Consider the following 12,405-nt stretch of genomic DNA (forward strand, 5'->3'; position numbering starts at 1 on the left):
GTGTCGGGACATGGTCCACAGGCTCGACGATGAGCGATGGCGCCAGCGAATCGGGACCCGGTCACGACTCGACACACCGGCGAAATCCTCGCCGAACACACCATCAACACCGACCGCATCGACCAACCCCAGAAACGACGAAACCCCCTCCCGAAGGAGGGGGAATCTGTCAACGAGGTCCTGACACATCACATGGTCGGGATGACAGGATTTGAACCTGCGACCCCCTGACCCCCAGTCAGGTGCGCTACCAAGCTGCGCCACATCCCGATGCCTCCGAGTGCTCGGAGGCAACTCGTCCATCATAGCGGCATCCGAGAGCTGACCTTGACCACGCTGAGGCCCGCGCTTCCCGCGCTCCTCGACAAGCGGAAGCGCACGTTCCCGCCCTTCACTCCTCCATAAGGTACGGCCGCACCGCTGCGAGCAGCCCTCGGGGGTCGTCGGTCCAGAACTGCACCGCACCGACGACCTGCGTGCCACCGCGCGGCGCCCGGCCGGGCAGCGTCACGGCGGTCGGACGCTCGAGCACGATCTCGACGTTCGTCGCATCCTGCATGCGCAGCACGAGCGTGCGCGTGGCATCCGAGCCGTCGTCGCCGCCCACGAACCGCGGCGACTTCGGCTCGTCGACGCGGTGGTCGACGGCGACCGAGGCGATCTCGTCCCAGCCGAGCGGCACATCGATCTCGAGCCCGCTGCGCACCCGGATCCCGGTCGGCCCGACGGCGTGCGGCCGCACGAGGAACGCCGCGAGGAACCCCACCATCCAGGTCAGCCCCCAGATGCCGAGCACGAGGAATCCGATGCGCACCGCCGGCCATCGGTGCACGATCAGGTCGATGAACGGGATCTCGACCGCCGACAGCACGATGAAGACGACGAGCACGGTCAGCACGGGGCGGTGGTACGAGAATCCGGAACCTCCGGTCTCGACCGCGGGCCGCCGTACCACCAGACGCGCGATGCTCTCGTAGATGCGCAGTTCCGGCACGATTCTGGAGATCTCCAGAATCCACGCGCGGTGTCGGATGCCGCGACTAGCGTGGCGGCATGGCCGACGCCGAGTTCCGCATCGTCCCCGCCCATACCGTGCCCTTCGCCGATGTCGAAGCCGTGTTCGGCACGCGAGGCGATCCGGCGACGTGCTGGTGCCAGTGGTTCAAGATCCCCGGCTCCGACTGGCGCGAGTCGGTTCCCGAGCTGCGCGCTCGGCTCGCCGACCAGGTGGCGGATGCCTCGACCGACCCCGGTCTCATCGCCTACGACGGCGACGCACCGGTCGGCTGGGTGGCGATCGAGCCCCGGTCACGGCTGCCCCGGCTGCGCACCAGCCGCATCGTCGCCGACGGCAGCGCCCATCCCGATCTCGGCGACGAGGGCGTGTGGGCCCTGACGTGCTTCGTCGTTCCCCGCGCACATCGTCGGCGGGGAATCGCCGGAGCGCTCGCGCGGGCTGCTGCCGAGCACGCCGAAGCTCACGGCGCCCGCATCGTCGAGGGGTACGCCGTCGATCCGTCCACGAAGTCGAGAGCGTCGGCAGCCGAGCTGTTCGTGGGCACGGTCTCGATGTTCATCGCCGCCGGATTCGACGAGGTCGCGCGCCCGACTCCGACTCGCGTCGTCATGCAGCGTCGACTGGGCGAGTAACGGGGCTTGAACCCGCGACCGCCCCGAGCGCGAGCCTACCTGCCGCGAATTGCCCTGGATCAGCTCGAAACGAGAGAGCGCGGCCTGCGCAGGGTTCAGGCCGAAGAGCGCGCCGAATGAGCCTGCAACACGCGCTGGGCCTGCACCGATCCGGCTTCCGCGAGCGCCTGCAGACTCTCCAACGCACCAGCCTGGCCATCGAGCAATCGGATCTCTGCGGCTCGAGCTGCATGCCATGGATTCCCACTCGATGCCCGGGCGTCGTGGAAGTCGAGCGCGGCCTCAACGAACTCCGACAGCCGTTCCCGAGAGAATCGGTCGCCCCGGAGAATGTTCTGAATCGTGTATGCACGTGAGCGGTCACCGTTGAGGTAGCCGATCAGAGCGAGTGCGAGTCGCACCGAGTCTTGACCGAACGTGGGCTGAACGTATCGAGCAACGGACACACCGTATCTCGTGTCCTTGTCGATCGCCCCGGCTCCGAGCAGGGCGAGGACTCGCTCGGGTCCCGCTAAGGACGTGCCTCGGGGCGCCGAGGCGCCGAAGCCCGACAGCGGCGGAATCGATTCGCCGTTCATTGCGCGGTCGAGTGCGTCCAGGATGCGAGCGCTGTACCTGAGCATGCCGACGTCATCGGGGCCGGACGCGAAGGTGAACTCCCCGAACACCGGGCCCTCAGGGGTGTCATAGCAGTCGACGCGGACGAACCTCGTCTGCAGGCTCAGCGAGAGGTGCGACGCCATCTGCAGAATCGCGCCCGCGTGCCGGGGATAGACATGCCCCTCCAGCAGCCACCGCGCAGGGTCCGTCGTGTAGTCCTTCCCGGGCTCGAGCGGGATGAAGGAGCCGTCGAACACCGCCACTCGAGGCGGGTAGACATTCCGGTCGATCTGTACGATGTGCGTGATCATGCCGCGGAACGCATAGACCTTGTAGTCGAGGGGAATCGGCTTCCCAACCAGGCCGGAGTCGAGACACTCCTCGGCGAGCCAGTACTCAGGTGCCATGCCGACGGCGCGGATGTCGGCGTCTGTCTTCTCTTCGAGACTGAAGAGATCGAGGTAGCGTCCGTCCGCGATCCGCTCGAGCACGTAGACGCCCATCGTAGAGTGCCGGTTCGGCTGCTTCACGACGAATCGGTTGCCCATCGCATTGCCAGCAGCCAACGCTTCCTCCGCCGTCGCGGTGCGTACCCGTCGCGGCGTCCGATAGTTGCGGTTGGACGCGTGCGTGTAGGCGGTCTCCTTGTCGTCGAGCGCCCAGGGGACAGGGTCGACGCTGACGTCGTTGCGCTGATTGAAGCGGGCCCGAATCAGCTCGAGATAGAAGCTCATGAGGGGAACCCTAGCCGGGTGAGCCTGATGGAGCCGACCGGCCTGAACCCGCGACCGCCCAGAGCTCGGCGAGCCCGGCTGACAGCCCCTCCAGTTGCGAGTGCGCAGCAGCGAAGGCGTCGGCCGCGATGCGCCCGTACTCCCCCGTGGGCTCGTCGGAGGCGCGAGCGGCCTCCTGGGCGTCCCGCACCTGCAGTGCGAACAGCACGGCGTCACGGTGGTCGCCCAGCGTATCCTGCACGGCTTTCGCCGCCTCGGCGAGTTCCGCGACACCCGACTCGTCGCCGAAGACCGGCACCGGCGACTCGGTGAATGCCTCGGCGACGTAGCGCAGCCGGCGCGCGGTTCGGCGCAGGCGGTGCAGCGACTCGAGGTCGCCGACGGCGCGCCGCTCGGCTCGGCGCACGCGTCGAAGCTCGTGGCGCAGCACGGCGGCGAGTCCGTCGGCGGCGGCACGCTCACCGCGAGCCGACATCGGCGGCGCATCGACGAACGCCCGCAGCGCGTCGTGCACCGGCCCGGCCGCGTCGACCGCTATCGTCAGGCGTTCGTGCGCGGCGCGGTACCTGGCCCGCTCCGAGACGATCAGCCGATCGACCACGGTCTCATCGGCGCCGACGCCCACGTGCTCCTCGGCGTGGCGGATACGCACCTCGAGGTCGCGCACGGCGCCGAGCTCGTCGCCGAGCCCTTCGAGCAGGTCGCGCACGCCGTCGGCGGCACCCGCCTCGAAGCACCGCTTGCCGGCACCGAGCACGCTGCGAGCGCGGCGCACGAGAATGCGCGCCTGGTGCACCGCGTCGGGCTCGTCAGCAGTTGCCGAGCGCAGCAGCCCCGGCAGTTCGTGGGCGTACCGCGTCAGCACCTCGACGATCGCGCGACCGGCGGTCGCGTCATCCGTTCCGTGCCGGTCAGCCCGTGACATCCGTGCCCTCCACCCTGATGCGCTTGATGCGCGCGGTCTCGCCGCGCACGATCTCGACCCGTCGGCGCGGCACGCCGAAGTGCGCCGCGACCGCCTCGATGACCCCGCGGTTCGCCGCGCCGTCGACCGCCCGCTCGCGCACGTGCACGATGAGCGACGCAGCGGGGTCATCGATTGCCGCCTCGACGAGCGGGCCGCGGCGACTGCCGGGCTTCACGCGCACGGTGACCTCCATGCTGCGAGGGTATCGCCCGAGTCGGGCCCGCCGACGACGGCCGGCGACGGCCGATTCCCATGAAGGCGGAATACCCGCCCCGCATCACCGACTTGGGTTCAGTATGGCCTCACCCGCAACAGCCTCCGCCGTCGGATTCCGTTCCGAGCGTGGGCCGATCCTCATCGCCCTCATGCTCTCGACGGGGCTCATCGCGATCGACGCGACGATCCTGGCCACGGCGGTGCCGAGTGTGGTGAAGGACCTGGGGTCGTTCGAGCAGTTCCCATGGCTGTTCTCGGTGTACCTGCTCGCGCAGTCGGTGTCGGTGCCGATCTACTCGAAGCTCGCCGACACCATCGGGCGCAAGCCGGTGATCCTGATCGGAGTCGGGCTGTTCCTGCTCGGTTCCATCCTGTGCGGCTTCGCATGGAGCATGCCGGCGCTGATCGCGTTCCGCGCGGTGCAGGGGCTCGGCGCCGGCGCAGTGGCGCCGATGGCGATGACCATCGTGGGCGACGTGTACACCGTCGCCGAGCGGGCGAAGGTGCAGGGGTACATCGCGAGCGTGTGGGCGATCTCGTCGGTGGTGGGTCCGGCGCTCGGCGGCGTGTTCAGCCAGTTCGCCTCCTGGCGGTGGATCTTCTTCGTGAACGTCCCGCTGTGCCTGATCGCGGGCGCGATGCTCCTGCGCAACTACCACGAGCGGGTCGAGCGCCGCCGGCACCGCATCGACGTCGCCGGTGCGGTGCTGCTCACGGTGGGATTGACGTCGGTGATCCTGGCCCTGCTCGAAGGTGGGCACGCTTGGCCGTGGGCGTCGTGGCAGACGGTCGCGGCGTTCGGCCTCGGCGCGGCCGCGCTCGTCGCGTTCGCCCTCGTCGAGCGGCGCGCCGCCGAACCGGTGCTCGACCTTTCGCTGTTCGGCCGGCGGCTCATCTCGACGACGACGCTCATCGGCGTGGGCGTCGGTGCGGTGATGATCGGCATCACGTCGTACGTGCCCACCTACCTCGAGGGGTCGATCCGAGTCGTTCCGCTCGTCGCGGGCGTCGCGGTCGCCGCGCTCACGCTCGGCTGGCCGCTCGCCGCGTCCCAGGCGGGCCGGATGTACCTGCGATTCGGGTTCCGAGCGACCGTGCTCATCGGGGCGACGATCGTGGTCGTCGGCTCGCTCGGGCTGATCGCGATCGCCCCGTACCCGAATCCGTGGTCGGTCGCGGGGGTCGCGTTCGTCATGGGCTTCGGGCTCGGCTGGGTGGCCGCACCGAGCCTGATCGCGGCGCAGTCATCGGTCGGATGGCACGAACGAGGCGTCGTGACCGGGCTGAACGCGTTCTCGCGGTCAGCAGGCAGCGCCGTGGGCGTCGCAGTGTTCGGCGCGATCGCGAACGCGTTCCTGCTCGACACCCCCGGCGGTGCGCAGAACCCCGCCGCCGTGGTCAACGCGACGGAGGCGGTGTTCATCGGGGTCGCGGCGACCGCGGTGCTCATGCTGCTCGCCACGCTCGCGATGCCCAAGGTGCGCGTCGAGCACCTCGAACCGACGCCCGCGGTCGAGGCCGCAGCCTGAGTGACTCGGGGTGGGCGCGACCCATCCCAAGACCCCCGAGCGGCGCGGATCTGGCCGCGCGGACCTGACCGCCGCCCGCGTGCCCTGACTAGCGCTGCCGCCGCTCGCGCACCCGCATGTTCACGACGATCGGCGAGCCCTCGAAGCCGTAGATCTCGCGCAGGCGCCGCTGGATGAACCGGCGGTAGCCCGGGTCGAGGAACCCGGTCGTGAAGAGCACGAACGTCGGCGGCCGGGTCGAGGCCTGCGTACCGAACAGGATGCGGGGCTGCTTGCCGCCGCGCACCGGGTGCGGGTGCTCTTGGGTGAGCTCGGTGAGGAACGCGTTGAACTTGCCGGTCGGGATGCGGGTGTCCCACGACTCGAGCGCGGTCTCCAACGCGGGCACGAGCTTCTCGAGATGGCGGCCGGTCTTGGCCGAGATGTTCACCCGGGGCGCCCATGCGACGTGGTGCAGGTCCTGCTCGATCTCGCGTTCGAGGTATCGGCGGCGGTCGTCGTCGAGCAGGTCCCACTTGTTGTAGGCGAGCACGAGTGCACGGCCCGACTCGAGCACCAGGTCGATGATGCGCACGTCCTGCTCGCTGATCGGCTGCGAGACATCCAGCAGCACGACCGCGACCTCGGCCTTCTCGAGGGCCGCCTGCGTGCGCAGCGACGCGTAGAAGTCGGCACCCTGCTGCAGATGCACCCGGCGCCGGATTCCGGCGGTGTCCACGAACCGCCACACCTTGCCGCCGAGCTCGATCTGCTCGTCGACCGGATCGCGAGTGGTGCCGGCGAGGTCGTTCACGACCACACGCTCTTCGCGTGCGGCCTTGTTCAGCAGCGAGCTCTTGCCGACGTTCGGCCGGCCGAGGATCGCGACGCGCCGCGGCCCCCCGACTTCCTGTTTGGCGACCGCCGAGATCTCGGGCAGCACCGTGAAGACCTGGTCGAGCAGGTCGGCCACGCCGCGGCCGTGCAGCGCTGAAACGGGGTACGGCTCGCCGAGGCCGAGGTTCCAGAGCGCGGCGGCCTCGGGCTCCTGCCTGGCGTCGTCGACCTTGTTCGCCACCAGGAAGACGGGCTTGTTCGCCTTGCGCAGCAGGCGCACGACGTGCTCGTCGGTCGAGGTCGCGCCGACGTTCGCGTCGACCACGAACATCACGACGTCCGCGAGGTCGATCGCGACCTCGGCCTGCGCCGCGACCGATGCGTCGATGCCCTTCGCGTCGGGCTCCCAGCCGCCGGTGTCGACGATCGTGAATCGACGGTCGAGCCACTCGCCCTTGTACGACACCCGGTCGCGGGTCACGCCGGGGACGTCCTCGACGACCGCCTCGCGGCGGCCGATGATGCGGTTGACGAGCGCCGACTTGCCGACGTTCGGCCGGCCGACGATCGCGATGACCGGCAGCGCGGGCAGGTAGCGCACGCCGTCTTCATCCTCTTCGCCGTGCTCGAGCAGTTCGAGGTCTTCGTCGTCGAGCTCGTACTCCTCGAGCCCTGAGCGCAGGGCGACGGCACGCTGGTCGGCGAGCTCCTCGTCGACGTCAGCGAGGCGCTCGGCGAGGTCGTCGTCGTGGCCTGCGTACTCGTCGTCGCGGTCGGTCATGGTCTCTCCTCAAGTCATCGGGGCGGGCACGGCGAACCGCCGATGCACGCTGGCCCCCGGTCTATTCAACCAGTGACCGGCTGGGAACCTCTGATGACGGCGATGACCGCGTCCACGGTCTGGTCGAAGTCCAATTCGGTCGAGTCGACGGTGACGACCCCGTCAGCTGCGGTCATGAAGTCGACGACCTTCGAGTCGGCCCGGTCGCGGGCCCGCAGCTGCTCGGCGGTCGCCTCGGCGGGCACATCGGCGAGTTCGGCGGAGCGCCGTGCCATCCGCACCTCTTCCGAGGCGGTGAGCAGCACTCGCACCGGTGCGTCGGGCGCGACGACCGTCGTGATGTCGCGGCCCTCGACGACGATGCCGGGCCGGGCCTCTGCGGCCATGATCGCGCGGAACAGCTCGATCAGGTGCGTGCGAACCTCGGGCACGCGGGCGACCCGGCTGACAATGCCCGAGATGTGCGGCTCGCGGATCGCGGTCGTCACGTCGGTCTCGCCGACGTGCACGCCGTAGCCGGCGGGGTCGGTGCCGATGCGGTAGTCGAAGCTCTCGAGGCATCCGATGACCGATGCCGCATCGTCGGTGTCGACACCCGACGCCTCGGCGTGCCAGGCGAGCGCGCGGTACGCCGCGCCGGTGTCGAGGAACCCGTAGCCGAGCTCGCGGGCGACGGCCTTCGAGACGCTCGACTTGCCGCTGCCGGCGGGGCCGTCGATCGCGACGACGATCGGGTACACGAGGGCGTGGGTCACGGTGGTCATCCTGCGATCCGCCAGCCGCGCGCGGCCAGCTCGGTCGAGAGGCGGTCGACCGCCTCGGGAAGCACGGCGATCTCGGCGAGACCGACCTGGCGGCCCTGCGCGTGTTCGAGCCGGAGGTCTTCGAGGTTCACACCGATCTCGCCGATCTCGGCGAGCAGTCGTGCGAGCTGGCCCGGGCGATCGTCGACCATGACGGTCAGCGTCGCGAACCGCTTGTCGGTGCCGTGCTTGCCCGGCAGTCGCGAGACGCCGGCATTGCCGCCGGCGAGCTCTTCGGCGACGCGCCGGCGCGCGCCGGGCGCAGCCGGATCGGCGAGCGCGTCGATGAAGCGGTCGAGGTCGTCGCGGTAGGCCACCAGGATGTCGCGCACGGATCCCGCGTTCGCACCGAGGATCTGCACCCACAGGTCGGGGTCGCTCGCGGCGACGCGCGTCACGTCGCGCACGCCTTGACCCGCGAGCCCCAGTGCGTCGCTCGGCGCGTCGATGAACCGGCGGGCCATGAGGCTCGACACCACCTGCGGCACGTGCGAGATGAGCGCGACACCGCGGTCGTGCTGCTCGGGCGTCATCTCGACGAGCGTGCCGCCGAGGTCGAGGATGAGGTCGTCGACCGCGCTCGCCCGCCGGTAGCTGATGTCGTCGTGCGCGGCGACGACCCACGGGCGCCCCTGGAACAGGTCGGCGCGGCCGGCGAGCGGCCCGCCGCGTTCACGACCGGCCAGCGGGTGCGAGCCGAGGTAGCGCGTGACATCCGCGCCCTGGTCGCGAAGCTCCTGCAGGATGCCGGCCTTCACGCTCGCGACGTCCGTCACGATCGCATCGGGGAAGGCGGCGAGCTCGGATGCCACGACCTGCGCCGTGACGTCGGGCGGCACGGCGACCACGATGAGCTCGGGTGCGTCGCCCGGGGCGGCCGCGCGGCCGGCGCCGAGGTCGACCGCGATCGCCACGTGCGTGGGCGAGGCATCCGCCAGGATCACGTCGACGCCGCGCTGACGCAGCCCGAGCGCGACGCTGGTGCCGAGCAGGCCGACACCGACGACGCGCACCGGCCCGGTGAGTCGTGACTCGACCAACCTCAGTCCTTTCGCTTGCGGCCGCCGTCTGCGGCACGCGACAGGGTGAGCAGTTGGCCGAGTTCCACCTTAGTCAACTCGCGCAGGCGGCCCGACTGCAGGGTGCCCAAGTGCAGCGGCCCGAACTGGCGGCGCACCAGCTCGATCACGGGGTGCCCCACCTCGGCCATCATGCGGCGCACGATGCGGTTGCGCCCCGAGTGCAGGGTGAGCTCGACCATCGTCGAGCCGGTCTCGCCGCGTGCCTGCGGCTGGCCCTGGGACCGGCCCTGGGACCCGCCCTGCGACTGCAGGATGCGGCCGCGATCGATCGCGATCGGGCCGTCCTCGAGCTCGATGCCCTGCTTCAGTCGCTGCAGGGTCTGCGGTGCGACCCGACCGCGCACCTTCGCGATGTACGTCTTCTCGACACCGAACGACGGGTGCGCGAGCACGTGCGCGAGCTCGCCGTCGTTGGTGAGCAGCAGCAGGCCGCTGGTGTCCTGGTCGAGTCGGCCCACGTTGTACACGCGATCCTCGAGCTCGTCGGTGTAGCGGCGCAGGTCGGGCCGGCCCTGTTCGTCGCGCATCGACGAGACGACCCCGCGCGGCTTGTTCAGCATGTAGTACCGCTTCGCGGTGTCGAGTTGCACCGCGACGCCGTCGACCTCGACGCGGTCGTGCTCGGGGTGGACGCGCGAGCCGAGCTCGGTGACGACCCGGCCGTTGACGCGCACCCGACCCTCGACGATGTACTGCTCGCTCACCCGTCGGCTCGCGACGCCCGCCGCGGCGAGCACCTTCTGCAGGCGCTCCCCCTCGTTCGACGCGGGCCCGGATGCCCCGCCGTCATGCCCGGTCGACATCGAAGCCTCCCTGTCCGTCGTCGAGCAGCGGCGAGATCGGCGGCAGCTCGTCGAGCGAGTTGATGCCCAGATGCTCGAGCAGCTGGTCGGTGGTGCCGTAGAGGATCGCACCGGTCTCGGGGTCGGTGTCCACCTCGGTGATGAGCGCGCGGCCCGCGAGCGTGCGCACGACCGAGTCGACGTTGACTGCGCGGATCGCGGCGATCGCCGACCGCGAGATCGGCTGCTTGTACGCGACGACGGCGAGCGTCTCGAGCGCGGCCTGCGAGAGCTTCTGGGTCGACTGCTCGATCACGAACCCCGCGATGAGGGCGTCGTAGTCGTCGCGCACGTAGAACCGCCAGCCGCCGCCGACCTCGCGCAACTCGAACCCCCGTCGGATGCCTCGCTCCCCTGACTGTTCGGTGGCCGCCTCGTCGGTACGGGGCTCGCCGGATGGCGCGCCCCCGTCGTAGTCGGCGGCGAGCCGAGCGATCGCGGCGCGGATCTCGGCGACCGGGCGGGCGACCGCCGCCGCGAGGGCCACCGTGCTGATCGGCCGGTCGGCGACGAAGAGCAGCGCTTCGAGGGCCCGATCGAGGTCGAGGCGCGGCTGGCCGGGCACGTCGAGCGGAGTCGCCACCGAGAGCTCGGGCGATGCGTGGGGCGCGGTGGGCGCTTCGGCTGGATCAGTCGTCATAGTCGGCTCCCAGGCTGTCGAGGTTCGTGTCCGACCAGTGCTCGGCGGCCCATCGCAGGGTCAGCTCGCCGAGCGGTTCGAGCTGCTCGAACCCGATGGCGGCGTGGCGGTAGAGCTCGAGCACGGCCAGGAAACGGGCGACCACGACGCCCGACCGGTCGACGCCGGCGATGAGCTGGCGGAAGGTCACCGGCTCGCCCCGCCGCAGCACGGCGACGACGTGGGCGGCCTGCTCGCGGATCGACACGAGCGGTGCGTGCAGGTGGTCGAGGCCGACGACGGGCAGCTCGCGCGGAGTGAGCGCGAGCACGGCGAGCGCGGCGAAGTCCTCGGGGGTGAGGGTCCAGCGCAGTTCGGGCACGCGCTCGCGGAACCGTTCCTCGAGCGGCACAGTGCGCGCGTGCCGCAGCGACTCGGCCTCGAGCCGCGCGGCGAACCACCGCGATGCCTCCTTGAACGCCCGGTACTGCAGCAGCCGGGCGAACAGCAGGTCGCGCGCTTCGAGCAGTGCCACGTCCTCGGCGTCGACGAGCTCGCCCTGCGGCAGCAACCCCGCCACCTTCAGGTCGAGCAGCGTTGCGGCCACGACGAGGAACTCTGACGCCCGGTCGAGATCCTCGGCCGAGTCGAGCCCCTTCAGGTATGAGATGAACTCGTCGGTCACCTTCGACAGTGCGACCTCGGTGATATCGAGTTCGTGCTTCGTGATCAGCGACAGCAGCAGATCGAACGGGCCCTCGAAGTTCGCGAGCGCGACGCGGAACCCGCCGTCGACGCCCGCTTCGGGGGCATCCGTCACCGTCGCGCCGACCGGCTCACGCGACCGCGCCACGGAAGACCAGCTCCCTGGCGAGCTGTCGATACGCCCGCGCCGCCTGGTGCTCGGGTGCGAACTCGGTGATCGGAGTACCCGCCACCGTCGCGTCGGGGAACTTCACCGTGCGGGTGATGACCGTCTCGAGCACGCGATCGCCGAACGCCTCGACGACCCGCTCGAGCACCTCGCGCGAGTGCAGCGTACGCGCGTCGTACATGGTCGCGAGGATGCCGTCGAGCGTGATGGCCGGGTTCAGCCGGTCGCGCACCTTGTCGATGGTCTCGATGAGCAGCGCGACGCCGCGCAGCGCGAAGTACTCGCACTCGAGCGGGATCACGACGCCGTGGCTGGCGGTCAGCGCGTTCACCGTCAGCAGGCCGAGCGACGGCTGGCAGTCGATGAGGATGACGTCGTAGTCGCCCGCCACCCGGCGCAGGACGCCGGCGAGGATCTGCTCACGCGCCACTTCGGTGACGAGGTGCACCTCGGCGGCCGACAGATCGATGTTGGCCGGGATGACGTCGAGACCGGGCACGCCGCTGTGCTGGATCACGTCGGCCGGGTCGAGCTGGCGCGACAGCAGCAGGTCGTAGACGGTCGGCACGTCGTGGGTCTGCACCCCGAGACCGGCAGACAGCGCGCCCTGTGGGTCGAAGTCGACGGCGAGCACGCGCCGACCGTACTCGGCGAGCGTCGCGCCGAGGTTGATGGTCGTCGTGGTCTTGCCGACGCCGCCCTTCTGGTTGCAGAGGGCGATGACCCGGGCCGGGCCGTGCGAGCGCAGTGACGCGGGCTCGGGGAAGTCGCGCAGGGGTCGACCGGTCGGACCGAGCTCGGGATCCAGCGAGGCCATGCCGTCCGCCGGGTCCTGTGTCTGCTCGATCACGTGCGATTCATCTCCTCGTCGGCCGGCATGCCCTGGCTCGTT

At 70.4% G+C, this 12,405-nt stretch carries 13 protein-coding genes and 1 tRNA gene; 2 read left to right on the forward strand and 12 right to left on the reverse strand.

Going from position 1 to position 12,405, the window contains the following annotated elements:
* Nucleotides 1-193 precede the first annotated feature (193 nt).
* Together FLP10_RS01490 and FLP10_RS01495 are read right to left on the reverse strand one after the other, a co-directional pair.
* Nucleotides 194-270: transfer RNA gene (locus tag FLP10_RS01490), tRNA-Pro, on the reverse strand.
* Nucleotides 271-391: 121 nt separating this feature from the next.
* A complete protein-coding gene (locus FLP10_RS01495; RefSeq protein WP_149159259.1) occupies nt 392-994 on the reverse strand; it encodes a hypothetical protein in 603 nt (200 codons plus the stop codon).
* Nucleotides 995-1,053: 59 nt separating this feature from the next.
* Here FLP10_RS01495 and FLP10_RS01500 point away from each other — a divergent pair, with 59 nt between their 5' ends.
* A complete protein-coding gene (locus tag FLP10_RS01500; protein ID WP_149159260.1) occupies nt 1,054-1,650 on the forward strand; it encodes a GNAT family N-acetyltransferase in 597 nt (198 codons plus the stop codon).
* A gap of 95 nt (nt 1,651-1,745) precedes the next feature.
* Here the strand turns inward: FLP10_RS01500 and FLP10_RS01505 are convergent, their stop codons facing one another.
* The 3 genes from FLP10_RS01505 to FLP10_RS01515 are packed head-to-tail and all read right to left on the reverse strand — an operon-like array spanning nt 1,746 to nt 4,144.
* Nucleotides 1,746-2,984 (reverse strand): ATP-grasp fold amidoligase family protein, encoded by a 1,239-nt coding sequence (locus FLP10_RS01505; RefSeq protein WP_149159261.1) that lies wholly within the window; start codon nt 2,982-2,984, stop codon nt 1,746-1,748.
* A 10-nt stretch (nt 2,985-2,994) separates the two neighbouring features.
* Nucleotides 2,995-3,909 carry a CHAD domain-containing protein gene (locus FLP10_RS01510; protein WP_149159262.1) on the reverse strand — a complete coding sequence of 305 codons (915 nt, stop codon included), beginning with the start codon at nt 3,907-3,909 and terminating at the stop codon, nt 2,995-2,997.
* Nucleotides 3,896-4,144 (reverse strand): DUF167 domain-containing protein, encoded by a 249-nt coding sequence (locus FLP10_RS01515; protein ID WP_149159263.1) that lies wholly within the window; start codon nt 4,142-4,144, stop codon nt 3,896-3,898. The genes FLP10_RS01510 and FLP10_RS01515 overlap by 14 nt, the downstream gene beginning before the upstream one ends.
* A gap of 103 nt (nt 4,145-4,247) precedes the next feature.
* Here FLP10_RS01515 and FLP10_RS01520 point away from each other — a divergent pair, with 103 nt between their 5' ends.
* Nucleotides 4,248-5,696, forward strand: a complete 1,449-nt coding sequence (locus FLP10_RS01520; RefSeq protein ID WP_149159264.1) for an MFS transporter — start codon at nt 4,248-4,250, stop codon at nt 5,694-5,696.
* Nucleotides 5,697-5,784: 88 nt separating this feature from the next.
* Here the strand turns inward: FLP10_RS01520 and der are convergent, their stop codons facing one another.
* From der to FLP10_RS01555, 7 genes are all read right to left on the reverse strand, one after another.
* Nucleotides 5,785-7,293: a ribosome biogenesis GTPase Der gene (gene der / locus FLP10_RS01525; protein WP_149159265.1), complete on the reverse strand. Its 1,509-nt coding sequence runs from the start codon at nt 7,291-7,293 to the stop codon at nt 5,785-5,787.
* A gap of 65 nt (nt 7,294-7,358) precedes the next feature.
* Nucleotides 7,359-8,057: a (d)CMP kinase gene (cmk, locus tag FLP10_RS01530; protein ID WP_149159266.1), complete on the reverse strand. Its 699-nt coding sequence runs from the start codon at nt 8,055-8,057 to the stop codon at nt 7,359-7,361.
* Nucleotides 8,054-9,142 carry a prephenate dehydrogenase gene (locus FLP10_RS01535; RefSeq protein WP_149159267.1) on the reverse strand — a complete coding sequence of 363 codons (1,089 nt, stop codon included), beginning with the start codon at nt 9,140-9,142 and terminating at the stop codon, nt 8,054-8,056. The genes cmk and FLP10_RS01535 overlap by 4 nt, the downstream gene beginning before the upstream one ends.
* Nucleotides 9,139-9,981, reverse strand: a complete 843-nt coding sequence (locus tag FLP10_RS01540; protein WP_149159268.1) for a pseudouridine synthase — start codon at nt 9,979-9,981, stop codon at nt 9,139-9,141. Before FLP10_RS01540 ends, FLP10_RS01535 begins: the two co-directional genes overlap by 4 nt.
* Nucleotides 9,965-10,660, reverse strand: a complete 696-nt coding sequence (gene scpB / locus FLP10_RS01545; RefSeq protein ID WP_149159269.1) for an SMC-Scp complex subunit ScpB — start codon at nt 10,658-10,660, stop codon at nt 9,965-9,967. Before scpB ends, FLP10_RS01540 begins: the two co-directional genes overlap by 17 nt.
* Nucleotides 10,650-11,492: a segregation and condensation protein A gene (locus FLP10_RS01550; protein ID WP_149159270.1), complete on the reverse strand. Its 843-nt coding sequence runs from the start codon at nt 11,490-11,492 to the stop codon at nt 10,650-10,652. Before FLP10_RS01550 ends, scpB begins: the two co-directional genes overlap by 11 nt.
* Complete coding sequence (locus FLP10_RS01555; RefSeq protein WP_149162021.1) at nt 11,476-12,330, reverse strand: ParA family protein; 855 nt, start codon at nt 12,328-12,330, stop codon at nt 11,476-11,478. The genes FLP10_RS01550 and FLP10_RS01555 overlap by 17 nt, the downstream gene beginning before the upstream one ends.
* Between the last annotated feature and the right edge of the window lie 75 nt (nt 12,331-12,405).

The sequence above is a fragment of the Agromyces intestinalis genome, from assembly GCF_008365295.1.
GTDB classification, from domain to species: Bacteria; Actinomycetota; Actinomycetes; order Actinomycetales; family Microbacteriaceae; genus Agromyces; species Agromyces intestinalis.

Bases quoted from the DNA above. Each gene is read 5' to 3' on its own strand.
- der (WP_149159265.1), bottom strand. From the start codon at position 7,293: ATGACCGACCGCGACGACGAGTACGCAGGCCACGACGACGACCTCGCC.
- FLP10_RS01510 (WP_149159262.1), bottom strand. From the start codon at position 3,909: ATGTCACGGGCTGACCGGCACGGAACGGATGACGCGACCGCCGGTCGC.
- FLP10_RS01515 (WP_149159263.1), bottom strand. From the start codon at position 4,144: ATGGAGGTCACCGTGCGCGTGAAGCCCGGCAGTCGCCGCGGCCCGCTC.
- FLP10_RS01500 (WP_149159260.1), top strand. From the start codon at position 1,054: ATGGCCGACGCCGAGTTCCGCATCGTCCCCGCCCATACCGTGCCCTTC.
- FLP10_RS01540 (WP_149159268.1), bottom strand. From the start codon at position 9,981: ATGTCGACCGGGCATGACGGCGGGGCATCCGGGCCCGCGTCGAACGAG.
- FLP10_RS01520 (WP_149159264.1), top strand. From the start codon at position 4,248: ATGGCCTCACCCGCAACAGCCTCCGCCGTCGGATTCCGTTCCGAGCGT.
- cmk (WP_149159266.1), bottom strand. From the start codon at position 8,057: ATGACCACCGTGACCCACGCCCTCGTGTACCCGATCGTCGTCGCGATC.
- FLP10_RS01505 (WP_149159261.1), bottom strand. From the start codon at position 2,984: ATGAGCTTCTATCTCGAGCTGATTCGGGCCCGCTTCAATCAGCGCAAC.
- scpB (WP_149159269.1), bottom strand. From the start codon at position 10,660: ATGACGACTGATCCAGCCGAAGCGCCCACCGCGCCCCACGCATCGCCC.
- FLP10_RS01555 (WP_149162021.1), bottom strand. From the start codon at position 12,330: ATGGCCTCGCTGGATCCCGAGCTCGGTCCGACCGGTCGACCCCTGCGC.